Annotated in this window: 21 protein-coding genes; 16 read left to right on the top strand and 5 right to left on the bottom strand. The window is 45.7% G+C overall.

Annotated features, from left to right (window positions below; genetic code table 11):
- Positions 1 to 102: 102 nt before the first annotated feature.
- The 8 genes from RUMAL_RS20815 to RUMAL_RS12220 all read left to right on the top strand — a co-directional run bounded on the left by RUMAL_RS20815 (position 103) and on the right by RUMAL_RS12220 (position 9,499).
- A complete protein-coding gene (locus tag RUMAL_RS20815; RefSeq protein ID WP_013499037.1) occupies positions 103 to 933 on the top strand; it encodes an AraC family transcriptional regulator in 831 nt (276 codons plus the stop codon).
- A 17-nt stretch (positions 934 to 950) separates the two neighbouring features.
- Complete coding sequence (yfbR, locus tag RUMAL_RS12250; protein ID WP_013499036.1) at positions 951 to 1,529, top strand: 5'-deoxynucleotidase; 579 nt, start codon at positions 951 to 953, stop codon at positions 1,527 to 1,529.
- Positions 1,530 to 1,646: 117 nt separating this feature from the next.
- A complete protein-coding gene (locus RUMAL_RS12245) occupies positions 1,647 to 3,635 on the top strand; it encodes a lipopolysaccharide biosynthesis protein (protein ID WP_013499035.1) in 1,989 nt (662 codons plus the stop codon).
- 53 nt (positions 3,636 to 3,688) lie between these two features.
- On the top strand, positions 3,689 to 3,937 hold the full coding sequence (locus RUMAL_RS12240; RefSeq protein WP_013499034.1) for a YdbC family protein: 249 nt from the start codon (positions 3,689 to 3,691) through the stop codon (positions 3,935 to 3,937).
- Positions 3,938 to 4,191: 254 nt separating this feature from the next.
- Positions 4,192 to 5,436 carry an ROK family transcriptional regulator gene (locus RUMAL_RS12235; protein ID WP_013499033.1) on the top strand — a complete coding sequence of 415 codons (1,245 nt, stop codon included), beginning with the start codon at positions 4,192 to 4,194 and terminating at the stop codon, positions 5,434 to 5,436.
- A 54-nt stretch (positions 5,437 to 5,490) separates the two neighbouring features.
- Positions 5,491 to 6,774, top strand: a complete 1,284-nt coding sequence (locus RUMAL_RS12230; RefSeq protein WP_013499032.1) for a bifunctional folylpolyglutamate synthase/dihydrofolate synthase — start codon at positions 5,491 to 5,493, stop codon at positions 6,772 to 6,774.
- Positions 6,775 to 6,778: 4 nt separating this feature from the next.
- Positions 6,779 to 7,291 (top strand): phosphodiesterase, encoded by a 513-nt coding sequence (yfcE, locus tag RUMAL_RS12225; protein ID WP_013499031.1) that lies wholly within the window; start codon positions 6,779 to 6,781, stop codon positions 7,289 to 7,291.
- Positions 7,292 to 7,420: 129 nt separating this feature from the next.
- The gene (locus RUMAL_RS12220) at positions 7,421 to 9,499 is read left to right on the top strand and encodes an EAL domain-containing protein (RefSeq protein WP_013499030.1); all 2,079 of its coding nucleotides are present in this window, start codon (positions 7,421 to 7,423) and stop codon (positions 9,497 to 9,499) included.
- Between the two features lie 67 nt (positions 9,500 to 9,566).
- Here RUMAL_RS12220 and argS read toward each other — a convergent pair whose 3' ends face one another.
- Genes argS through RUMAL_RS12200 form a run of 4 tightly spaced genes read right to left on the bottom strand, consistent with a single transcriptional unit; the run spans position 9,567 to position 13,720 of the window.
- Entirely contained in the window at positions 9,567 to 11,327 is a 1,761-nt protein-coding gene (gene argS / locus RUMAL_RS12215) for an arginine--tRNA ligase (RefSeq protein ID WP_013499029.1), read from the bottom strand.
- A 14-nt stretch (positions 11,328 to 11,341) separates the two neighbouring features.
- On the bottom strand, positions 11,342 to 11,782 hold the full coding sequence (locus tag RUMAL_RS12210; RefSeq protein ID WP_013499028.1) for a YwiB family protein: 441 nt from the start codon (positions 11,780 to 11,782) through the stop codon (positions 11,342 to 11,344).
- Positions 11,783 to 11,820: 38 nt separating this feature from the next.
- A complete protein-coding gene (gene murI, locus RUMAL_RS12205) occupies positions 11,821 to 12,642 on the bottom strand; it encodes a glutamate racemase (RefSeq protein WP_013499027.1) in 822 nt (273 codons plus the stop codon).
- Positions 12,635 to 13,720 carry a D-alanine--D-alanine ligase family protein gene (locus RUMAL_RS12200; protein WP_013499026.1) on the bottom strand — a complete coding sequence of 362 codons (1,086 nt, stop codon included), beginning with the start codon at positions 13,718 to 13,720 and terminating at the stop codon, positions 12,635 to 12,637. The genes murI and RUMAL_RS12200 overlap by 8 nt, the downstream gene beginning before the upstream one ends.
- Positions 13,721 to 14,046: 326 nt before the next feature.
- Between RUMAL_RS12200 and RUMAL_RS12195 the strand changes: the two genes are divergently transcribed.
- The 8 genes from RUMAL_RS12195 to RUMAL_RS12160 all read left to right on the top strand — a co-directional run bounded on the left by RUMAL_RS12195 (position 14,047) and on the right by RUMAL_RS12160 (position 23,264).
- The gene (locus tag RUMAL_RS12195) at positions 14,047 to 15,702 is read left to right on the top strand and encodes a histidine kinase N-terminal 7TM domain-containing protein (protein ID WP_013499025.1); all 1,656 of its coding nucleotides are present in this window, start codon (positions 14,047 to 14,049) and stop codon (positions 15,700 to 15,702) included.
- Positions 15,699 to 16,973 carry a sensor histidine kinase gene (locus tag RUMAL_RS12190; protein ID WP_013499024.1) on the top strand — a complete coding sequence of 425 codons (1,275 nt, stop codon included), beginning with the start codon at positions 15,699 to 15,701 and terminating at the stop codon, positions 16,971 to 16,973. Before RUMAL_RS12195 ends, RUMAL_RS12190 begins: the two co-directional genes overlap by 4 nt.
- 3 nt (positions 16,974 to 16,976) lie before the next feature.
- The gene (locus RUMAL_RS12185) at positions 16,977 to 17,612 is read left to right on the top strand and encodes a response regulator transcription factor (protein WP_013499023.1); all 636 of its coding nucleotides are present in this window, start codon (positions 16,977 to 16,979) and stop codon (positions 17,610 to 17,612) included.
- Positions 17,613 to 17,754: 142 nt separating this feature from the next.
- A complete protein-coding gene (locus RUMAL_RS12180; protein ID WP_013499022.1) occupies positions 17,755 to 18,612 on the top strand; it encodes an amino acid ABC transporter substrate-binding protein in 858 nt (285 codons plus the stop codon).
- Positions 18,609 to 19,292 (top strand): amino acid ABC transporter permease, encoded by a 684-nt coding sequence (locus RUMAL_RS12175; RefSeq protein ID WP_013499021.1) that lies wholly within the window; start codon positions 18,609 to 18,611, stop codon positions 19,290 to 19,292. Before RUMAL_RS12180 ends, RUMAL_RS12175 begins: the two co-directional genes overlap by 4 nt.
- Positions 19,293 to 19,304: 12 nt before the next feature.
- A complete protein-coding gene (locus RUMAL_RS12170; protein WP_013499020.1) occupies positions 19,305 to 20,051 on the top strand; it encodes an amino acid ABC transporter ATP-binding protein in 747 nt (248 codons plus the stop codon).
- A gap of 149 nt (positions 20,052 to 20,200) precedes the next feature.
- Entirely contained in the window at positions 20,201 to 20,599 is a 399-nt protein-coding gene (locus RUMAL_RS12165) for a hypothetical protein (RefSeq protein ID WP_013499019.1), read from the top strand.
- Between the two features lie 250 nt (positions 20,600 to 20,849).
- Positions 20,850 to 23,264 (top strand): glycoside hydrolase family 94 protein, encoded by a 2,415-nt coding sequence (locus RUMAL_RS12160; protein WP_013499018.1) that lies wholly within the window; start codon positions 20,850 to 20,852, stop codon positions 23,262 to 23,264.
- A 55-nt stretch (positions 23,265 to 23,319) separates the two neighbouring features.
- Here RUMAL_RS12160 and RUMAL_RS12155 read toward each other — a convergent pair whose 3' ends face one another.
- Positions 23,320 to 24,657 carry a hypothetical protein gene (locus RUMAL_RS12155; RefSeq protein ID WP_013499017.1) on the bottom strand — a complete coding sequence of 446 codons (1,338 nt, stop codon included), beginning with the start codon at positions 24,655 to 24,657 and terminating at the stop codon, positions 23,320 to 23,322.
- Positions 24,658 to 24,822: the final 165 nt, after the last annotated feature.

The following is a 24,822-nucleotide window of genomic DNA, read 5'->3' as shown; positions in this document are numbered from 1 at the left end:
ATATCAGTACATAATATTGTACACAAGAGAACCTGCCGTATAATAATTATTGACATCATGTATGCGCGGTGATATAATTGTGAACAGAAAGCGGGTGAGGATATGGATTTCTATGCGACCGAACTTGAAAGCCTGAGATATCTTGTGGCGGGTGACCTTGAAGCTGAGGATGGTTTTATTCATATGCGCCGTGTGCTTGACTGCCATGTGCTGATACTTGTGGTTGAGGGTACGCTGTATATCACACAGGACGGCAGGGAATTTGAGGTCAATGCCGGTGAGACCATACTTCTTGCACGCGGACTGGAACATTTCGGCACAAAGCGCAGCAAGGGCAAGTTATCATATATGTGGGTGCATTTTTGTACAGAAAGTGAATGGAGCACGTCTTCTGCTGACGGATATGCCTGTCGTCTGCCTGAAAGCTTTGCAGTAACTAATTCAGGCAGGCTCCGAAGGCTTTTTGGAATAATGCTGGATTGTTCCCGTCGTGATGACGCTTCAGCCGCGGAAATGACCCTTTGTGCACTTAAACTGCTGCTGCTTGAATGTTCATACCAGGCAGGGGCAGAGGAGTCGGGAGTAAGTCCGCTTGTGCATAAGGTCAGGGCGTGGGTGCGCAGCAATTGTCATCGCAGGCTCACTGTTGCGGATATCGCTGAAAGGTTCCATTATTCTCCCGATCACCTTTCTTCCAGGTTTCGCAGGGAAACAGGTGAAACGCTGTACAATTTTTTGAACAGCTGCAGAACGGAACTCGCAAGGGATCTGCTTTCGGAGAGTACTGTAAGCATAAAAGAGGTCGCATATTCCTGCGGTTATGCGGATGAAAAATATTTCAGCAGAGCATTCCGCAGGGCTGAGGGTATGACACCAACGGAATACCGCGGCAGAACAGTCGGCGGAAACAATGCTGACACCAAAGATAAATGATAAAGGAGTACATGATCATGGATAGATTTTTTGCTGTTATCTCACGTATGAAATACATCAACCGCTGGGCACTGATGCGCAATACTATCAAGGAGAACATCAGTGAGCATTCGCTTGAAGTGGCATTTATCGCCCATGCGCTGGCACTTATCCGCAACGAACGGTTCGGCGGTGATGTCAATGCAGAAAGATGTGCGCTGCTTGCCATGTTCCACGATACCACCGAGATCATTACAGGTGATCTTCCCACACCGATAAAGTATTACAGCAAGGAGATCAAGGGTGCATACAGGGAGGTGGAGAATAAGGCTAAGGATACACTAATATCCTACCTGCCCGATGACCTGAAAAAGTACTATGAACCTCTTCTTGTTCCCACAGAGGAGGAGAAGGAACTCTGGAAGCTTGTGAAGGGCGCGGATAAGCTCTCAGCACTGATAAAGTGTATCGAAGAGAGGAAAATGGGCAATTCGGATTTTGCTTCGGCTGAGAAAGCCACCATCGAAGCCATACATAAGCTGGCTCTGCCGGAGGTTGAAGTGTTCATGGAAGAATTCATACCCGCCTATGATCTGACTCTTGATGAACAGGCTTGACCCTCCGCATAAAATCCGCTTCACTCTTGCAGAAAATTTGTTTATAAAATTCTTGCAATAATGGCGGATATGTGTTATACTAATATAGTATCTCAATAAATAATGAGGGAAAGATAAATGAGTGAAAAAAGGATAGGCTCAAGCTACGGCAAGCTGATGATGAACACCATCGTCTTTGCCATCGGCTCATTCAGCTCAAAAGTGCTGGTGCTGCTGCTTGTGCCGATATATACCAAACATCTGACACAGTCGGAACTTGGCAGGACTGATTACCTCACCCAGATAGCCAACTGGATAATCCCCCTCGCTACTATGACCATCAGCGAAGCTATAATACGCTTCGGTCTGGACAAGGCTTACGATAAGAAAAAGGTATTCACACTGGGAAATCTGGTGTGCGGTGCGGGTATGCTGTTGTTTGCGGCAATTCTCGGGCTGGTGAGCCTTATCGGAGTGGCGGATAAATGGATAAGCGGCTACGCGTTCTTGTTGTTTTTGTATGTATTCATGTCGGGTATAAAGACATTGTATACGACATTCGTGCGGGCGATGGAAAAAGTGCGGCTCTTCGCAGTGGCGGGCATAGTCGCCACGTTCTTCACACTGTTTTTCATGGTTATGTTCTACCTGGTGCTCCCGGAAAATTTCCTCGGTGCGAATACGGGTATACAGAAGTACCTGCTGTCAACCATATTATCCGATGCGATAACTGCGGTATTTGTGACTATAGCGGCGAAACTGTGGCGGTATATCGACTTTAAGGATATGGACAGGGAACTCCTGCATACTATGCTCCAGTATTCCGTACCGCTGATACCTGCACAGCTGCTGTGGCTGATAACCAACAGCTCAGACAGCTTCATGACAACACACTACATCGGTGAGGACAGGAACGGCGTGCTTTCTGCGGCGTACAAGATACCGAATCTTGTGGCTACGGTCTATATGATGTTCGGGCAGGCGTGGAATATGTCAGCCATAACCGAGAACGATTCCGAGGACAGGGATACGTTCTACGAAAAGGTATTTGATTTCAACCAGAGCCTGCTTTATATTCTTGCGGCAGGCTGTCTGTTCATCGTACAGCCAATAACGAATGTCTGGATAGGCGAAGAATTTCGTGAATGCGTCAAGTATTCACCCCTGCTGATATATTCTACTATATTCTCCTGCCTTACAACATTTATGGGCAGTATGTATCTTGCAAGCAAGCTTACCAAGCGTTCACTTGTGACCAGCCTTATTTCGGGTGCTATAAATGTTGGGCTGAATATAGTGCTGATACCAACCATAGGTCTTTACGGACCGCCTCTTTCGACTATCGCAAGCTATATGACGGTGTTCATTATCCGTGCTTTTGATTCCAGGAAGATAGTTCCTTTTAAAATGGATATCCGCAAGATGATAGTCAGCAACGTGCTTGTAATGCTGATGACTGTTATTCTTGTTATGGAACCTGATCTTATGCACCATAAGCTGCTGTATCTGGCAGTGCTTGCACTGTTCTGTGCGGTGTTCGTTATAAATATGGAGTCTATAAGCAGTCTGTTCTTCCGCTTTATGCCAAAGCGCATAGCAGAGAAGGTAACGAACCTCGGTACCAAGAAGCTGTCGTTCATCGCCGCGGGAGTTGTGGCGTTTGCAGGGCTCAACCTGCTGTTCAAGTGCATACCTCTGATACTTGTGCTGGCTGCGGGCTATGCCCTCGGCATAAAGATAGATGCACCAAAGATATTCCTTTTCTGTCAGGTGCTTTGTTCGGCACTGATATGGCTGCTGTTCAGCCGTATATTCGGCGCCGGGCTGATGTTCGTGATGTGTGCTGCACCGATAGTCAAGTACTTTAAAAAGAAAAGATATATCGCATTTGCTGTGGTATCACTGGACTTTTTCCTTGGTACACTGATACTCAGTGACCTTGGCTGGTTCCTGTTCCTGATAGAGCTTATAGTACTCATAATAGTATACCGCAGTTCGATATATGAATTTATACTTGATTATATCGAATTCGGTACACTGGGTCCGATAGACAGGGTGACGGGTATGATACCGCACCGACGTCATCGCAGAGTCAGACGCGGTGATACGAATAACAATAACGGCTGATCGCCTGTCGGCATGATGCTGACAGTTAATAATACATTAAGGAGAGAGTTAAAATGGCAGAATTGAAATTTGAGATCGTTGAGCATGTAGGCGTGCTTTCCGAAAACGCTAAGGGCTGGACAAAGGAACTGAACAAGGTAAGCTGGGGCGATCACCCTGCTAAGTACGATATCAGAGACTGGTCACCTGACCATACCAGAATGGCTAAGGGTGTTACACTTACCGATGAGGAACTGGCTACCCTGAAGGATATCCTCAACGGTGATGTTGAGGACGATATTGACGAGGATCAGATGCTTTGATCCTTGTGACGATCTTTTAACAGCTCAGTACTAAATAGAAATTGTATGATCCCACAAATTTCTGCTCGGAATTTGTGGGATTTGTCCTAAACGAAAAATAATTTTAACAAAATGTAAAACTTGCATTGATAGTTAAATGCTAATCGAATGTTCATACTGAGTTAATAATTATCTGATATAATTAATTTCAAATAGATTATATTAAGTTAGTATAATTTTATGAAAGAAAAAAACAGTTCGGAGGGAACACGGATATGGAACAGCATGGCATAAGTAAGCTTGACCTGAAAAGGCGCAACAGAATGCAAGTTCTTAAAATACTGAAACAGAGAGGACCTACGTCGCGTATAGATATCGCAGGAACTCTGGAACTCACCAGAGCGGCTGTAACGATAATTACCAACGAGATGATAGAACAGGGTATCATACAGGAGATAGGCGAATATAAGCATATCACCGAAAAGGCACCCCGCGGCAGAAAAAAGATACTTATAGATATCAACCATCACTACAAGTTCGTTATAGGTGTAACGCTTGAAGAGGATATCGTAAGTGTTGGTCTTTCCACACTGGCAGGTGCAGTACTGGATAAAAGGAATCTTTCGATTGACCACACCATCGAGTACAATGCAATATTCGATTTCGTAAGAAAGTCTATAAAGGAAGTACTGGCTGATAACTGCCTGGATAAGAATTCTATCCTCGGCATTGGTTTCGGTGTATTCCCGACAATGTATGATAAGCTTGGTGTTGAAGTCAAGGATGGTATACCCGATTATTCCAAGGTGCGCAACCTTATAAGAGGATATACTGATCTGCCTCTGGTATTCGATAACTCTGTAAAGGGTACGGCTATGGCGAATATAGACTTCTTAAAGACCAAGGATCCCAACAGACAGAATATCGCTTTCCTGCAGTACGGCAATAACATGAACTTCGTTGTTACCAACCTCAATGAGCCTATATTCTCATACGATAACAGAACAGGCTTCGTTGATAAGATGATAATCAATCCTTACAGCGAGAGAGTATGTGAAAAGTGCGGCAGACGCGGCTGCGTTGAGAACGAGATAACTCCTGCGGCTACACTTGTAAAGCTGAGCGAGGTATATTCATCTGATAATACACCTTATCTGTATGAAGCTTCCAAGGGCAACTTCAAGAACGTTAATATGGATATGGTACAGGCAGCATATGATAAGGATGACCCGGCTGTAAAGGAAGTCATCGACAGCGAGATAAAGCTCACTGCAGTGCTGATAAACAACCTTTACTTCTCGACCAACCCTCAGAAGATAGTGCTGCATCATTTCACAAATCATACCAACAGCGAAGTAGATTTCAACCGCATCAGAAACGCCCTCAATGAGATAGGCGGACCTCTGGTGGCAGGCAAGATCGAAACTTCTATAATCGAAGATAAGCACCGCTTCCTGTCGGGCTGTGCTCTGGCTATCAGAGAACTGTTCTTCAACCGCGGCGGCTTCGATGCTAACTGATGATCAATCTTCCCCGAGGGTATATTCTCTCGGGGATAATTTTTGGAGAAAATTATGTTTGAAAACAGTAACGATAAGGCGATAGAATATATATTCGGGTTCTCACATTCGGGCAAGCCCGTTAAAGACCTGAGCCGAATAAAAATGCTTATGTCAGCGCTGGGTGACCCTCAGGACAGGCTGAGATTTGTGCATATAGCAGGTACTAACGGCAAGGGTTCAACGGCACGTATGCTTGACGGTGTGTTTGTTCATGCAGGGCTCAGAACAGGGCTTTTTACCTCTCCGTTTATCATAGAGTACTCTGACAGGATACAGGTGAATGATAAAAATATCGACAGCGAATCCCTTGCAAGACTTGCAGGCAAAGTCCATGAAGCAGTGTCAAAATTCCCCGAAGATACGGGATTTTCTCAGTTTGAGATTACTCAGGCGATAGCATTTCTATACTTTGAAGAACAGGGCTGCGATATCGTAGTCCTGGAAACAGGTCTGGGAGGTTTGCTTGATTGTACAAATATCATAACAACGCCCATGCTGACCGTCATTACCAAGGTAGACCTTGACCATACAGCTATACTGGGAGATACTGTTGAACAGATAGCTGCCCAGAAGGCGGGTATCATCAAGAAGGGAGTGCCATGTGTGCTTAGCGCAGCTAACACCGATGCGGTAAGAAAGGTTGTGTCGGATAAGGCTGAAGAAATGGGTTCACAGCTGGTTATACCAGAGGAAAGTCAAATTGAAGTGCAAAAAACAGGACTAGAAGGAACAAGCTTTATTTACAAAGGCAGAAACTTCCGTACATCAATGGCGGGTATACATCAGACGGATAACGCGCTGACAGTCATTGAGGGCTGTGAGATACTTCGTGACAGTCTGAAACTTTCTGATGAGGATATCACTGAGGGTATTGCATCGGCTGTACTGCCCGGCAGGACGGAGATACTCTCACATGAGCCACTTGTGTTGCTGGACGGCGGTCATAATCCTGACGGTGTTAGGGCACTGGCTAGGGTAATAGCAGGGAAGCGTCCCTGTCATGCTGTGATAGGGATGTGCCGCGATAAAAATCTACGTGAAGCGTTGAAGGTGCTGATACCCTATGTTGACAGCTTTGTTACAGTTGACGGTTTTTCTGACCGAGCAGAAAATGCGGAGGAACTTGCCGAACTGATATGTTCCCTTGGTGGAAACGCTCGTTCCGCGAAGAATGATCTGTATATAGAAATCGAAAATATGAAACAAAGTAATGCAGGTGGTCTGACATTGATATGCGGTTCACTGTACTTGGTATCTGCAGTACATAAGGTCTTAGAAGATAATAGAAAGATGTGATAATATGAAATTGTTTATAGCTTCCGATATACATGGTTCAGCGTACTGGTGCGAGAGAATGCTGGCGGCATTTGAAAAAAGCGGTGCCGAGAAAATGCTCCTGCTGGGTGATATACTCTATCATGGTCCCCGCAACGATCTTCCCGAGGGATATGACCCTAAAAAGGTCATAGCTATGCTTAATCCCATGAAGGATAAAATACTTTGCGTGCGAGGAAACTGTGATACCGAAGTTGATCAGATGGTGCTTGAATTTCCGATACTGGCAGATTATGCCTTTATCTATGCCGACGGTTTAACAATATTCGCAACCCACGGACATAAATTCAACTGCGATATACTGCCTCCAATGAGCAAAGGTACAGTGCTTCTCCACGGTCATACACATATCCCTGTTATGGAAGATCACGGTGATTTTACCTATATCAATCCGGGCTCGGTATCTATCCCAAAGGAAAATTCTGCACATAGTTGTCTTATCCTGGAAAACGGAAAATTCACATTTGTTGAATTGTAAAAAACGAAGGCTTTACATTGTGTAAAATTACTAAAAATTAGTTTAGCCCCTTGAATAAATTATTAAAACATGATATAATCATATTGTAAGTAGAGTATATTATGTATCATATATCAAGGGGGTGAGTGAATGGACGAGAATTGCAGACTGAATGCAGGTGTCTGCCGTGTTGATTTTACTGATAGTGGAAAGATATTATCTGTGGATGATGATTTTTTCAGATCAACAGGATACAGCCTTGATTATGTGCTTGAAAAGGAAGTTTCATTTTACTCGCTGTTTGAAGACAAAGCCCGTGAAGATATAGAAGCACAGATAAATTCTGCTGCCGAAGTTGGCGGAGTGTTCTGTGTCAGGCACAATATAATTACTCGTGATGGTTCTTCAATGTTTGTGCACTGCTGTGGTATCGTTAAGAACTTAAAGTGTGTAGATATCATCGTGAGTGACTGTAATTGTCATGACAGACTAGATGATGTTTATAAAAAGCTGATCCGCAAGGTAGAAGAACAGCGTGATAAGCTGCATATGGTGGCTGAAAATACTGATGATGTATACTACGATTATGATGTTAAACGCGATATCATGCACCTTACGGTAAGTATAACAAGGTTCAGGCTCGATTACGATAATTGTCTGGAAAACTTCCTGGGCAGCAGGGCAGCTGAGGAATTTCTGCATCCTGATGATTGCGAGGCTTATTTCGATGGCTGGAAGTCAGCGTTGGAAAGACCTATGAAAGGGACAATGGAGTTCCGAACCAAGGCTTATGATGATGACTATTGCTGGTATAGTGATGCTTTTATCAGCTTTGCCGATGAATCGGGCAAGGTAACGGAAGTTTTCGGCAGGCTTTCAAATATCCAGAAGCTGAAAACTCTTACTACCAAGTCTGATAAAGATTCGGAGTATATCAGGTTCCTGCTTCAGACGGACCAGCTCACAGGGCTTTATAACCGCAAGGGCTTTACCCAGAATGCCGCTAATGCTCTTTCTGAGCGGCAGGAAGGTATGGTATATGCGATCGTATACTCTGATATAAACGATTTTTCATACGTAAATGAGAATTTCGGCTATGAGACCGGAAATACCATGCTGAGGGATTATACAGCCTGCCTTCGCGGCGGTGCAAGTTATATAATGGGATGTCGGATATACTCGGATTATTTTATATGCCTTTGCCGTTCAAAAAACAGAGCAGCGCTGATACGCAGCGTTGAACAGCAGAACCTGAGATTCACAACAATGCAGAAGAAAAAATTTCCATCGGGTGATATAAGGATCGCCTGTGGTATGTATATCCTTCCTGACGGTGATATCGAGCTGAATACAGCAATAGATAACGCTAATCTGGCGAGGCGCAGCGTAAAGCACTCCAGCAGTATTCTATGCGGTATATATTCACAGCGCATGAGGATGCAGAAAATTTATGAACAGTCGATCTGCAACGAACTTCATTCCGCAATAAAGAACAGACAGATAGAAATGTTCCTGCAGCCAAAGTTCCACCTTGAAAAGCGTGTCATTATCGGTGCAGAGGCACTGGCGAGGTGGAGAAACCCGAATGGTACCTACAAGATGCCATTTGAGTTCATACCTGTACTGGAAAAAGTTGGTTATATAGATGAGCTTGATTTCTTCATTTACGGTGAGGTGCTCCGCACACTTGAAAAATGGAAGCATGACGGAAGAAGCATTATCCCTGTTTCTGTAAATTTCAGCCAGCACCATATAACTCAGCCTAAGTTTGTGGAAAACATAATAAAAACCGCTGACAAGTATGATGTAGATAAGGGTGATGTAGAGATCGAGATCACTGAATCCTGCTTTTCGGGTGACACACAGGCTTTGTTCTCGGTAATGGATAAGCTTCGCAGTGTGGGCTTCAAGGTAAGTATAGATGATTTCGGTATAGGGTATTCCACCCTGAGTGTACTTATGAATGCGCCTGTTGATATTGTGAAGATAGACAAGTCATTCATTGACAACATTGAGCAGAACAAGAATGACCGCGACTTTGTGGCGAATATGTGCAGCCTTATCGATACTGCCAAAAAGGATATAATCTTTGAAGGCGTTGAAACTGATGCACAGGCAGCGATACTCTGCCAGAGCGGTTATACCAAAGCACAGGGCTGGCTCTTTGATAAGGCGATGCCTCTTGATGACTTTGAACAAAAGTATATGTACAATAATGTGGACAAATAAAAATTCCCCCGTATCATAGTGATGCGGGGGATATCTGTTTTAATAATTGAACTATGCGGGCTGCCTGTTACATACTCTCGGGGCAGTCTATCTTCAGCATATCAAGTATATTAGCGATTATCTGCTTTACAGCCAGTGACAGGGCAAGTCTTGCCTGCATAACGTTCTCTTCCTCGCCTTTTATACGGCAGGCATTGTAGAACTTGTGGTACAGTGTGGCGATATCCACAGCGTACTTGGTAACCTTAGCAGGGTCGTAAGCCTTTGCAGCTTCGGTTATTGTGGTGGGCAGAGTTGCCATCAGCTTGACAAGCTCCAGTTCCTCGGGTGTGCTGAGAGCTTCAGCCATATCAGCAGTAAAGGGCTTGGCTTCGATGTTCTCCTCTTTCAGCTTCTTGATAACGGAGCATATACGTGCATGAGCGTACTGAACATAGTATACGGGGTTCTGGCTGGAATTTGATATAGCCAGGTCAAGGTCAAAATCGAACTGTGAGTTTGGCTCACGCAGGTTGAAGAAGAATCTTGCCGCGTCTATCGGTATCTCCTCCAGCAGAGTGTTCAATGTGATAGCCTTGCCGGAACGCTTCGACAGCTTGTATGTCTCGCCGTCCTTTACAAGTCTTACCATCTGCATGATAACGATGTCCAGCTTCTTTTCGTCAACGCCGAGAGCAGTCATAGCGGCTTTCAGACGTGGGATATATCCGTGGTGATCGGCACCGAAGATATCTATCGCCTTATCGAACTTACGTACAGCCAGCTTGTTGTAGTGGTAAGCAATATCGGGTACGAAGTAGGTGGGTATGCCGTTGTCTCTTACAAGCACCCTGTCCTTCTCGTCACCGAAATCGGTAGTCCTGAACCAGAGGGCACCATCCTTTTCATAGGTGTATCCGCCTGCTTTCAGTTTATCTATGACTTCCTGAACAGAGCCGTCATTGTGCAGTGTGCTCTCTCTGAACCATGTATCGTAGTTTATGCGGTACTTGGCAAGATCCTTGTGCAGACCGTCGATATTCTTTGGCAGAGCGTAGTCTACCAGTGCTTTCTTGCACTCCTCCTCGGGCTGTGCAGAAGCTATCATGCCGTACTCGTCAAAGAAATTCTTTGCGTGTGCGATTATATCCATTCCGAGGTATACATCATCGGGCATGGGGAAAGTTTCGGTATCTTCGTATATGGTCTTACAGAAGGTATCCATATCAAGGTTCTTTGCAACTATCTCCTGACCCTTGTCGCCGCATATCTGCATATATCTCAATCTCAGGGACTTTCCGAACTTCTCTATCTGGTTGCCTGCATCGTTTATGTAGAATTCTCTCTCTACATCGTAACCTGCATATTCCATAACAGCCGCCAGACAGTCACCGATAGCACCGCCTCTTGCGTTACCTATGTGCATGGGTCCTGTGGGGTTAGCGGATACGAATTCCACCAGTGCTCTCTTGCCCTTGCCGAAATCAGTCTTGCCGTATTCCTTGCCCTCATCGAGAACAGCCTTTACTACTGAGCCAAACCAGCCCTTGCCGTAGTAAAAGTTAATGAATCCGGGACCTGCTATCTCGACTTTATCAAAACAGCTGCCTGTGGTATCTATCTTGCCGACGATAGCCTCAGCTATTTTTCTGGGTGCGCTCCTGAAAGGCTTTGCGCATACCATAGCTGCATTTGTTGAAACGTCGCCGTTCTTGGGGTCGGCGGGTATTTCTATATTAAAAGCGGGAACAGCCTCAGCGGGGAATACCTCCTCTGCCACAAGCTGACCCAGTGCCTTCAGCACAAGCTCCCTTGCCTGCGCGAATGCTTCCTTTATCAGATCCTGCATCTTACTTCCTCCGTTTATCTTATTTTTAATTGTATATCGATATCAAATGTGCCTATGAGTCCTGAGTTGACATCCACCACATAAGTGAAGGTTAGCCTGCCGCCGTCATCTGTCAGCTTGTCGCTTACTTTTCTGGCTTCTACGCCTACCTCAAAATTGCCGTAAAGCGTGCCGTATACACAGTGGTGCTTTTCTCCGGGTTCTATGACAAGTTCCGAGGAAACACTGCCTCTCCTGGACATCACTACTTTTTTCTTTCCGAAGCTCTCTATCCTTGTGGTACATCCCTCAAAGCCCGTAGCTTCGCTTTCTTCATACTCTATAACATACCCGTCGGCAGTCTTTTTATATGTGCCTACCGAGAGTACTTCTGTCTGTTCGTAATTCGCAGGGTCGTCGTCAAAATCCTCATACTGACGGCTAACCAGCTTTATATCAACATCTTTAATATCCAAGCTAATTCTCCTAACATCGGGTATCGGTGCTGTATGGACTATTTAGTGTTCAGCACACATTTCTCCACTGTTCCCGAAAAGCTTTCGCCGAGGAATCTTTCCACATTCTCCGAGAAAAGTTCGGGGGTATCGGTGCAGAATAGCTTCTGCGTGCCCTGTTCTTCTCTGTCTGCAAGGCTGTCGCTGAAGGTAAGGGTCTTTACCGCGAATCTTGCGAGCTCAGCACCTGCGGATATAAGCTTCACGCCATCACCCATTATGTCGGAGATAAGGTCAGCAAGCAGAGGGTAGTGTGTACATCCCAGTATCAGTGTATCCACCTGCTCGCGTTTCATGCATTCAAGGTATTCCTCAGCGAAATACCTTGTCGGTATGCAGTCCTTGCCGACGTATCCGTTCTCTACCAGCGGCACGAACATGGGACAAGCCTTGCCTATCACCTTCGCATCGGGGTCGATGCTGCGTATCACTTTGCCGTAGCTTCCGCTCCTTATGGTAGCGCCTGTAGCGATAACTCCTATCCTGCCGTTTTTGGTGGCAGCACAGGCTGCATTGGCGGCGGGCTTTACCACACCGCTGTAGCTGGGCTCGGTATTGCCTGAAAACTCAGGACTCGACATTATTACCGATGAAGCCGTACCGCAGGCTACAAGTATCATCTTTACATCATGGCCACGCAGAAACTCCATATCCTGTGCGGTGTATCTGGCAATGGTCTCTTTGCTTCGGGTGCCGTAGGGTACTCTCGCTGTGTCGCCGAGGTATACGATATCCTCATGGGGAAGCAGCTTTGTCAGTTCCTTTACGCAGGTAAGTCCTCCAACTCCCGAATCGAAAACGCCGATGGGTGAATTATTCATGATCCACTTCCGATCTTTCCAGTGCCAGCTTGATGAGTCTGTCCTCCTGCTCGGCATAGCTTATGCCCTCATGCTCCATGAGCTTGGGGTACATACTTATCTGTGTGTGTCCCGGAAGTGTATTTATCTCGTTGAGTATGACCTCACCCTTGTCGGAAAGGAAGAAGTCGCATCTGGCAAGTCCTTCGCAGCCCATTGCCTTGAAAGCACGTACTGCAGTTTCACGAATCTCCTCGATCACCTCATCGGGTACTCTTGCGGGTATGTAGGTCTTTGAGTCCGAATTATTGTACTTTGCGTCATAGTCATAGAATTCGTTGGCAGCTGCTATCTCGCCCACTGTTGAAGCAAAAGGCTCATCGTTGCCCATAACAGCACACTCAAGCTCAATGCCGTTGATGCCCTGTTCTACTACTACCTTGTGGTCATGTGTGAATGCAAGCTTGATACCTGCCTTCAGCTCCTCAAAGTCATGTGCCTTGGTTATACCCACGGAAGAACCGCAGTTCGCAGGCTTTACGTACATAGGATAGCCAAGCTCTTTCTCCATAAGCCTGCACTTTTCATCCAGCTTGCTTATATCGCGGTAGATCATGCTTATCCACTTGGCAGTGCGCACACCATGTGCTTCAAGGATAGTATGTGTAACATCCTTGTCCATGCAGCAGGCTGAGGAAATAAGATCACAGCCTACAAAGGGTATCTCTGCCATCTGGAATATTCCCTGGATAGTGCCGTCTTCTCCGTTTTTTCCGTGGAGCACTGGGAATACTGCATCGACCTTGATATTGGTGTAGCTGCCGTCATCCTCCAGCTGTATAAAACCGCGGTGTACAGGGTCGGGGCTGAAAATGCAGGCAACGTTGTCGGGATTCTCTGCCCAGCTGCCGTTAGCTATATCCTCAGCACTGCCCATGAATCTTACCCAGTGACCCTTTTTGGTTATACCTATGCAGATGACCTCATAACGGTCCGGATTCTCACTGATAGAGCGTATAACGTGTGCCGCGGATACTACCGAGACATCGTGTTCATTCGATCTGCCGCCGAAAATAACAGCGACTTTAAGCTTTGCCATAAAATTACGTCCTTTCGTGTTCATACTACGTCAATTTAATATTATAACACATATTTACGCTGAATGCAAATACTTATCACGCTGAAACAAAAAGTTTACAATTTAATATCATATCATGCGCTTTGAAAATGTTGCTGAGGTGGGGCAAAGAATGCATCACATTTTGTTTTACTGACGGTATAAGAAACTGCATGATAAATGCTCTACTATATTAAATAGTATGGTCATATTGATGCCGATGACTGATGTGTACTTGAAAAAAGGCAGAAACTGTGTTATAATCAAGTGTGATACGGATCTGTGCTACGAAAGGAGAGTGTGAGAAAATGCCCATAAACCGCAGACATCGCAGAGAGCTGATATTCGGCATGGCAGCAGTACTGGCGGCAGGATCAATGAAGCTGTCGCTGGACAGGACTGATATTCCCTGTAATTGTCTTGTATCGCTGCTCCTGATGGCGGTATACCTGATGTGGCTTTTTTCGTCGCGCAGACGTTTCCAGCAGCGTGGGATACGCAGCATACTTACAGCATCCGCTGTACTGATGATGCTGTGGGATTTCGTTAAAGCCGTCAGGTACGAATTCATCCCCCCTTCGTCAATGCTGGGCAGGCAGATATGGTACTGCTATTTTTTGCCTATGATAATGCTGCCGCTGCTGTTGCTGATGGCAGCATCATATATCGGCAGGACTGACAGCTATGAACTCCCGAGGAAGTGGCTGATAGCCTTCTTGCCGGCATCTGCTGTGGCGGCAGGCATAGTTACAAACGATAAGCATCAGCTGGCATTCCGTTTTGATCTTGGCAGACCCGAATCATCGACGGGCTACAGCTACGGTCCTTTGTTTTACAGCGCTATGGGCATACTTTTACTTTGTGTGGCGGGCATTCTTTTCATGGCACTCAGGAACTGTACACGCAGTCAGTTTTCACGGAGTTTTTTGCTGCCCGCGGTCATAACGGCACTTGGGGGAGTGTATCTGGTAAGCTACAAAAACACAGGTTCTCCACAGCCTTTTCAGCGTATGTACGAATTCTCGGATTTCACCTGTCTTTTCTTCATGTGTTTCTGGGAGAGTCTTGTGATAACACATATACTGCCTTCCAATACAGACCATGAGGAGTTTTTCCGTGCATCCTCTATAAATGCAGGTCTTGCTGACAGCGGTTTTGATATACGTATACATGGTGAGAACAGCCTGAGACCTGCAAAAGAACAGCTGACGGCTGCAGTGGAGAACGAAGTGGTCAGCGACGGCAGACTTCTTAAAGTATACCCTGTGACAGGTGGATATTTTTACTGGCTGGAGGATATCACAGAACTTCAGAAGCTGAATATGCGTCTTGAAGAAACGCGAAGCTATCTGGAGGAGGAGCACGTTATGCTGGATACAGCCCAGAAGCTGGAGGAGAGCCGCCGTCGCACTGCAGAACAGAATGAGTTGTATGACAGTATATCGGAAAGGCTGAGCCCTGAGTTTGAGAGCCTTTCAAGGCTGCTGGATGAACTACCTGCGGATGAAGAGGGTTTCCGTGAGGGTATGAAGCGTGCAGCGATAGACGGGGTGTTTATAAAGCGTTGTTCAAATCTCCTGCTGCTTTCGGGCAGCAGCGGCAGTATAGACAGCGGTGAGCTGGGGCTTTCGATAAGCGAGTCACTGGGATATCTGGAGCTTTCCGATATATGGGGTCAGGCTGATATCCCAAAAGGCAGGGAGCTTCCTGGAGAGACAGTGCTTTTTATGTATGAGCTTTTCAGCGCGGCAGTAAAGGGCGCACTTGGAGATATCCACGCTGTAATGGTGACGCTTCGCCTTGATGACGGTATAGATTTTCGTACCGAGATTGATTGTGAATGTCAGCCTGTGCCCGAGGAGTTTTTCACACGCGCGGCTTCGCTTTCGGGAAAACTGGATACGGTCAATGAGGACGGCAGTACTTTTGTGATATTTACAGCAAAGGAGGCGGCTTTACAGTGACACTTGGAGATATGTCAGTGACGACGCTTTCTGCACTGGGTATTGCAGCGTTTCTTCTCGATGTTATGTATATGGCTGTGATACTGCGCCGCCATATCGCGGGACTTGGGAAAGGGATGCACGTAATATACGTGTCAGCACTGTTGATAGGGCTGTTCCTGCTGTTCTGCATAACCGAAGTCAGCCGATGCGTTATAGCTGAAAATGAACCGTCGGTATTTGAGGCATTTGCTTCAGATGTCAATGCCCTTTTCTGTATGGGTACTGAGGCTGTGATGACAGCGCTCTGGGCGGTGTTCTGGCTCAGACAGGAGATGTATATATACAGCAGTCTTACGCCGCAGTCACTGGAGGACGGTCTCAACAGTATGACCGACGGTGTGGCTTTTGTAAGCACTAAGGGTGTTCCTCTTCTGGTCAACAGTTCTATGCAGAGGGTGTATTTTGAGGCACTGGGTCTGACATCTTTTGACAGTGACAGGCTCGAAAAGGGTCTGCAAAGGAATGAACTCAATGAAGGATATTCATCGGAAATACGCGGCAAGGGCTACTATCTTCATATGGCAGACGGAAGCGTATGGGATATACAGAAAAGGATTATAATGATAGGCAGGAAAAAGATATGGGAGATCCTGGCTTATGATGTTACCGAGAGGTACCGCAAAAGTATGGAGCTGGAAGAGCGCAATTCTCATCTGGAGGAGGTAAACCGCAGCATAAGGGCTTATACCCGTGAGATGAACGCTATAATCCGAGAGGAAGAAGTACTTGCTGCTAAGATACGTATACATGATGACGTCGGCAGGGCACTGCTGGCGCTGAAAAGCTACCTGATACGCGGAGGTGACAGGGAAGCTCTTATGGAGATGTGGCAGTTCACAGCCGGACTTCTCAGGGGCGAGAATATACCTGACGGAAGTGCGGATCCCATAGCTGCACTTAAAGAAGCGGCAGACGCTGTGGGTGTAAGACTGGTACTGAACGGTGATATACCTGAAGATCTCCGCAAGCTGATCGCTATTGCCATACACGAATGCCTTACTAATACCGTCAAGCATGCTGACGGTACAGAACTTACGGTGGATATAACAGATGATAACGGAACGGTGACAGCTGTGTTTACCAATGACGGCGATCCGCCGGAGGGCGAGATAAGCGAGAGCGGCGGTCTTAAAAGCCTGCGCAGTGCTGTTGAGCAAGTGCGCGGCGAGATGGAGATAGCATCAGATCCGAGATTCATGCTGACCATAAAAGTCGGCGGAAAGGAATAAACGATGGAAAAGTACAGAGTAATGATAGTTGACGATCAGTCCATATCAAGGCATCTGTTTGAGATGTACGTCAACAATTCACCGAGTTATGAGCTGGCTTTCTCGCTGAGTTCGGCTTCGGCGGCTGATGTATACATTCTCAGGCATGAGGTCGATCTGATACTGATGGATATACTTATGAACGACGGCTCCAACGGGCTTGAAGCGGCTGAGAAGATCAAGAAGCTGCGCCCCGATATAAAGATAATCGCTGTTACTTCCATGCCCGAATATTCGTGGCTTGAAAAGGCAAAAAGCATAGGTATAGAGAGCTTCTGGTACAAGGAGGCTGACGAGCAGACCATACTTGAAGTAATGGACAGGACTATGGCTGGGGAGAGCGTTTATCCCGACAGCAGCCCCCGTGTTAAGCTGGGTCTGGCGGACAGTTCGGAACTTACCGAGAGGGAACTGGAGATACTCAGGATAGTCACAACGGGTGCGACTAACCAGCAGGTGGCAGAACAGCTGGGCATATCAGAGAATACGGTGAAATCCCATGTGCGTTCCATGCTTGATAAGACGGGTTTCAGAAGCCGCACCGAACTTGCTATCAAGGCTAGGGTACTGGGCATAGCCATAAGCAGTGATGATGTGTGAGTTCCTTATGCACGGAATATTAAAATTCTGTGTGGTGTGACGTTTCTATTGACAATTCTCAACCAATGTGGTATACTTAGCCTTGTGGCTGCTCAGGCAGCCGTTTTGTGCGTAAGTGAATTCGAGAAAGAAGGATATCATTATGAAGTATACAAAAATATTGACAGCGATGCTGTCAGCGGCAGTTATGACCGCTGCACTGGCAGGCTGTGGTGCCAAGGACGGCAGCAAGAGCGGCGACAAGAAGAACAGCAAAGGCGAGAATACATTCACTGTTGGTTTTGACGCTGAGTTCCCGCCCTATGGCTACAAGGACGATAATGGTGAGTATGTAGGTTTCGACCTTTCTCTCGCTGAGGAAGTATGCAAGCGCAACGGCTGGGAGCTGGTAAAGCAGCCTATCGACTGGGATTCCAAGGATATGGAGCTTTCTTCGGGTTCTATCGACTGCATCTGGAACGGCTTCACTATAAATGGCAGAGAGGACGCTTACACATGGACTACCCCCTATGTTGACAACTCACAGGTAGTTGTTGTAAAGGCTGATTCCGGTATTGAGAAGCTTTCCGACCTTTCGGGCAAGGTAGTCATCGTACAGGCTGACAGCTCTGCACTGCACGCACTTACAGGCGATGACGCAAGCGATGACAACAAGGCTCTGGCAGCTTCATTTGCCGATCTTCAGCAGGTGGGCGATTACAATTCTGCTTTCATGAACCTTGATTCGGGCGCTGCTGAGGCTGTATGCCTTGACTACGGTGTTGCAGTATACGAAGTTGCAAACAGAGGAAGCGATTTCAAGATACTGGATGAAAAGATATCCACCGAACAGTACGGCGTAGGCTTCCAGAAGGGCAATACCGAGCTGAGAGATAAGGTGCAGTCCACCCTTGCTGAGATGGCAAAGGACGGCACACTTGAAAAGATCGCCGATGAATGGGCTGACAAGGGTATAGACAAGCAGAGCATCTGCTTTGACCCCGACGCAAAGGCTGAATGATGATACTTGCAGAACAAATGGGGACCTTTGAAAAGCTGCTTGATGTCTGTCAGAAGCTGATGAGCGGCGTGGGCGCTTCCTTTATGATATTTTTCCTGACACTGCTGTTCGCACTGCCACTGGGTATGCTGATAGCTTTCGGCAGGATGTCAAAATTCAAACCGCTGAGCCTTTTGGTCAAGCTGTATATCTCGATAGTCAGGGGTACACCGCTGATGCTGCAACTGCTGGTGGTATTCTTCGGACCTTACTACCTTTTTGGTATGCGTACATCGTCGGAATACAGATTCTATGCGGTGATAATAGGATTTTCGCTGAACTACGCGGCTTACTTTGCCGAGATATACCGCGCAGGCATACAGGCTGTGCCTAAGGGTCAGCACGAAGCCTGCGAGATACTGGGATATTCAAAATCGCAGAAATTCTTTAAAATAGTATTTCCGCAGATGATGAAGAACATCATACCCGCTATAACAAACGAGGTCATTACCCTTGTAAAGGATACCTCACTGGCTTTTGCGATAGCGTATACCGAGATGTTCACCGTTGCAAAGCAGGTAGCTGCGGCACAGTCAACGATAATGCCGCTTTTCGTGGCAGGACTTTTCTACTATGTGTTCAACTTCTTTGTGGCATTTGTTATGGAGTTCATCGAGAAGAAGATGAACTATTTCAGATAGGAGGTCTGTGCTGTGAAATTACTTGAGATAAAGAACCTCCGCAAAAGCTTCGATGACCTTGATGTGCTGAAAGATATCAGCATGGACGTTAACGAGGGACAGGTGGTGTCGATACTGGGTCCTTCAGGTTCGGGAAAATCCACGCTGTTAAGATGTATGTCGATGCTTGAAAAGGTTGACGGCGGCACTATGGTGTACTGCGGAAAGACCGCGGTGGATAATGCGAAATATATGCCTAAAAAAGAGCTTAAAGAGATCAAAAGCTATTTTTCGCTGGTGTTCCAGAACTTTAATCTGTTCCCACATTACACGGTGATGAAGAACATCTGCGATGCGCCGATACACGTTATGAAGCGAAACAAGGCAGAAGTAATGCACGATGCCGGTGTGCTGCTGGAAAAAATGGGTCTTGCTGAAAGGGCTGACTACTACCCCTATCAGCTTTCGGGCGGACAGCAGCAGCGTGTGGCGATAGCAAGGGCTCTGAACATGAAGCCGAAGATGCTGTTCTTTGATGAACCGACTTCGGCACTTGACCCCGAGCTTACGGCAGAGATACTGAAAGTTCTGAAAGAACTGGCAGAGGAGAAGATGACTATGGTGATAGTCACCCACGAGATAGCCTTTGCAAGGAGCATTTCAGACCATGTGGTGTTCATGGACGGCGGTGTTATCGTTGAGCAGGGCAAGCCTGCGGATGTTATCGACAACCCCTCAAACGAGAGGACAAAGGCTTTCCTTAAAAAGCTTGAACAGTGATATTTGCGGACTGTCGCGGAAAAGTGCGGCAGTCCGTTTTTTTGTACAGTATAGCTGAAAGCGAGATATAAAGTTTGTTTTTTCTGATATTGACATTTTTGCTGCAAACTGATATAATCATGGCAGATAATATCATGGAGGTGAAGGCTATGAAAAAGAGAGTTATAATAGCAGTATTGCTTTGTGTTCTTGTAGGGGCAGCTGCGGCGATTTTTGCTTTTGTGAAGAATGACAGCGGGAAGTTCTCTGCTTCATCTTCCGAACTTATAACAGATATTGATACCATAAAAGAAATGATAGAAGAACATCTGGCGGACAATGGGTATGAACTTGGGTTCAAAGTTGTTTTTGGTAACAGTTCAGACTGGATAGATCGTTCTGCACCAAATCATGATATTGTAATCGTCAGACTTCAGAAAGATCATGACAGGAGTTCTGAAATAGAGAGCTGGGACAATTATTTCAGTGATGTCAGAAAATCTGTTATCGAATGTATTTCAGAAAATAATATTGATAAAAATTATGTGGCGATAGACCAGCTGGAATGAATATCCCCGACACTATAACGAAACCCTTTTCGCACCCGCAATAAGCCTGTGGGTGCGTTTTCATATATTTTTGATAACTTCAAATGTTAATGAATCTGCAGTGATGTGATATGTTGCACTAAAAAATTTACGGAATTTTGAAAAAAAGTCGTCGTACCCCCTTGTAAAAAATGCGGATATATGTTACAATAACGGTAACGCATAAGCGTTCGGGAATTGATATGAAAATAACTTAAAGGAGAGAATGACTATGCAGTATGGATATTTTGATCTGAAAAACAAGGAATATGTCATCACCAGACCCGATACCCCCGCACCCTGGGCAAACTACCTCGGTTCACCTGAGTACGGCGCTATCGTTTCAAACAACGGCGGTGGATACAGCTTTGTAAAGAGCGGCGCTAACGGAAGAATAGCAAGATACCGCTTCAACTCTAACATCGGTCTCCCCGGCAGATATGTATATATCAGGGATAACGATGCAAAGGACTACTGGTCTGCAACATGGCAGCCTGTAGGCAAGAGCCTTGACGAGTACAAGACCGAGTGCCGTCACGGTACAGCTTACACCACCATAACCTCACAGTACAGCGGCATCAAGAGCGAGCTGACTTACTATGTGCCCCTGAACAAGACCTATGAGGTATGGAGAGTAAAGGTAACAAACGAGAGCGATAAGGCAAGGAATCTTTCCACATGGGGCTTTATCGAGTTCACCAACGAGAACAACTACGAGCAGGATCAGGTAAATCTCCAGTACACCCTGTTCATCACACGTACCTCCTTTGAGGGCAATAAGATAGTACAGCACATAAACGAGAACAGCGGCAAGGACGCTAACGGCTCCAACCACAGAGAGAGATTCTTCGGTCTGGTGGGCGCTGACGTAAGTGCTTACAACGGCAATCTCGACAGCTTTATCGGCGCTTACAGAGATTACGGCAACCCCATCGCTGTTGAGAGCGGCAAGTGCGATAACGTGCTCAACTACAACTCCAATGCCTGCGGTGCGCTCCAGTCTGATTTCACACTGGCAGCAGGTGAGACTAAGGAGCTTATATTCATCCTCGGTCAGAAGGATCCCATTACCGCAGAGAATATCATGTCTGAGTACAAGGCTGCAGGCAAGGTAGATGCTGAGGTAAAGGAACTTGTTGATTACTGGCACGGTCAGCTGAACAACTTCCAGGTTGAAACTCCTTCCGAGGAATTCAACAACATGGTCGATGTTTGGAACGCTTACCAGTGCTTCATCACATTCATCTGGTCAAGAGCTGCTTCGTTCATTTACTGCGGTCTGAGAAACGGCTACGGTTACAGAGATACCGTTCAGGATATACAGGGTATTATCCACATCAATCCCGAGCTTGCTGCTGAGAAGATAAGATTCATGCTTTCGGCACAGGTATCAAACGGCGGCGGTCTGCCTCTCGTTAAGTTCGACCACAATGCAGGTCACGAAACTTGCCCCGATGAGAACGACGAGAACAGCGTATACGCTAAGGAAACAGGTCATCCATCTTACAGAGCAGACGATGCTCTCTGGCTGTTCCCGACTATCGTTAAGTATATCGGTGAAACAGGCAACAAGGCATTCCTGGATGAAGTTATCGTTTATGCAGAAGAGGGCGGCGGAGAGGCTACCGTTTACGAGCACCTCAAGAACGCTATACGCTTCTCACAGGAAAGACTTGGCGCACACAAGATGCCTGCAGGTCTTCACGCTGACTGGAATGACTGCCTGAGAATGGGCAAGCAGGGCGAATCTACTTTCGTTGCATTCCAGCTGTACTACGCTATGAGCGTTATCAAGGGCTATGCTGAGGAGAGAAAGGATACCGATTATATCGAGTACATCACCAAGGCACAGGCTGAGCTGGGCAAAGCACTGGCTGACTGCTGGGATGAGGACAGATTCATCAGAGGTATCCGCGATAACGGCGTAGTTGTCGGTGCCAAGAAGGATCCTGAGGCTTCAATGTGGCTGAACCCCCAGAGCTGGGCAGTTATCTCCGGCTTTGCTTCCAAGGAGCAGGCTGAAAAGTCCCTTGAAAAGGTACACGAGATACTGAACACACCTTACGGCGTAAAGATAATGGATCCTCCTTATGTAGATCACTACTTCGACGGTGCGCTGATGCACATATTCAACCCCGACACCAAGGAGAACGGCGGTATATTCAGCCAGACACAGGGCTGGATAATCCTGGCAGAATCACTTATGGGTCACGGAAACAGAGCTTTCGAGTACTTCATGGAGAGTGCACCTGCAAGCATGAACGACAAGGCTGAGCAGAGAGTTATGGAGCCGTACGTACACGGTCAGTTCACCGAGTCAACACGTTCACCTTACGCAGGCAGAAGCCACGTTCACTGGCTGACAGGTACAGGTTCGACAGTTATGGTAGGCTGTGTTGAGGGTATCTGCGGTATGCGCCCCAACGCTGAGGGTCTGGTCATAAGCCCCTCTATCCCTGCTGAGTGGGACGGCTTCAAGATCGAGAAGAACTTCCGCGGCAAGCATCTGTCTATCGACATACAGAACCCGAACCACGTTGAGAGCGGTATCAAGCAGATAACCGTCAACGGCGAGGCTGTTGAGGGCGATTTCGTATGCGAGTGCAAGATGACCGAGCAGACCAACATCACCGTAGTTATGGGCTGATAATTCAATAAGGCAATAATAAAGACCGTCCCGAGTGGGGCGGTCTTTTTGGGTGTTATGGTTCGTAAATGAATTCTATTCGGTCATATGCAGTCCCGTAAGTCCAGATTTCTGCAACGTCTGTTGAGCCTTTTCCATCTAGGTTTTCAGCAGAAATTGAATAAAATCCTTCTTTTGTTCCGACGATTTGGTCTCCGTTATAAAGGAGAATCTTATACTTCGATAAACCAAGGTCATCAACATTTTGCTTTAGCGTTAAATAAAGGTTTTCATCTGTTATGCTATATTCTATAAGTTCAACGCCGTTACGTTCACCGACCATGAAAGAATCTTCTTTAGCTTTGAAAGAAGGTTTAAGCTGAGCATTTGATACATCTTCGTCAAAATAGTATTCAAAGTAATTTGTCTGCCCTTTAGTTAATACTATATCACTGGAGCTTTTACCAATTACGCTTCCGCTTTCTGAATATGCTAATATTGAAGCAGAAATTGAAACGTCTTGTTTTGCCTTAACTTTATGTACGATATGTGTGCTTCCGATAATATCTGTCCAGCTGGCACTTTCAACGATATCATAATATGAGTTATGTTCGTAGGTATTCTTGCTTTCGTCAGACTTTGAAGTTTCGTCTTTTTTATCGTCGGTAGGTTTCTCGTATACATAGTCTTTATCTTCTTCGATGGAATTGAGTATACTGTTAGTATCTGCTGAATAATCATAGTCGAATTTTCCGTCGTCAAATAATACCGATGTTGATAGAATATAATTAAGTGTGTATGCTTCTTTGTTATGAATGAGAAACATATATGCTCGAGCACTATAATTATTTTCGAGGTCTATATTTGTGTATAAGATTCCATATGTTGTTCTACCTAAAAATGAGAATTGTTCGATTTTGGTACTGGAAAAATCATCGTCCAATTTAATTTTTTCCTTTACGCTGTCAAATATAATTTGAGCATATTCTTCATTGAATTTATAGTTCTCATCATATGGAAAATATGAAAAATAAATCCCAACCTCTGAACCATCAGATTCTTCATAAGTATAAGTTATTCCATTCTCATCTGTAGATTTTTTTTGATAATAGCTTGGGATATTGTATATCAAACCGCCATTTTTAACTACTATATTTGTGGCTTCATTAAATCCAGTTTTGAGTACTGGTTTTGCTATTTCTTTTTTGGTAGTAGTTCTTTCTTCATTTTTTTGTTCATCACTGAGGGCTGTAGTGGTTGTGGTGGTTTCTGTTTCAGTGGCTGGGGCGGTTGTAGTTGTTGTTTCGGCTTCTGCTTTGCTTTCGGTGCTACTTTGTGATGTTTCCCCACAAGCCGACATAGCCAATGCGATCAAAAACGCACACATAGTGGATATTATTTTAGTTGTTTTCATATTATCACTCCTTATTTTATATTATGTTGTTAATTTGACGGTTAATTTGCTCTTGATTTGTATAAATTATATCATAACAAAAGAAAAAATACAATCGTTATGCAAGCTAAATATATTGTAAAATACTTGTATACATTAAACAAAATATAGTGCATAATAGTATAA

Origin of the sequence: Ruminococcus albus 7 = DSM 20455 (genome assembly GCF_000179635.2) — a bacterium.
Lineage (GTDB): Bacteria > Bacillota > Clostridia > Oscillospirales > Ruminococcaceae > Hominimerdicola > Hominimerdicola alba.
The sequence above is the reverse complement of the archived record's forward strand: the minus strand, read 5'-3'. Positions and strand labels throughout refer to the sequence as shown.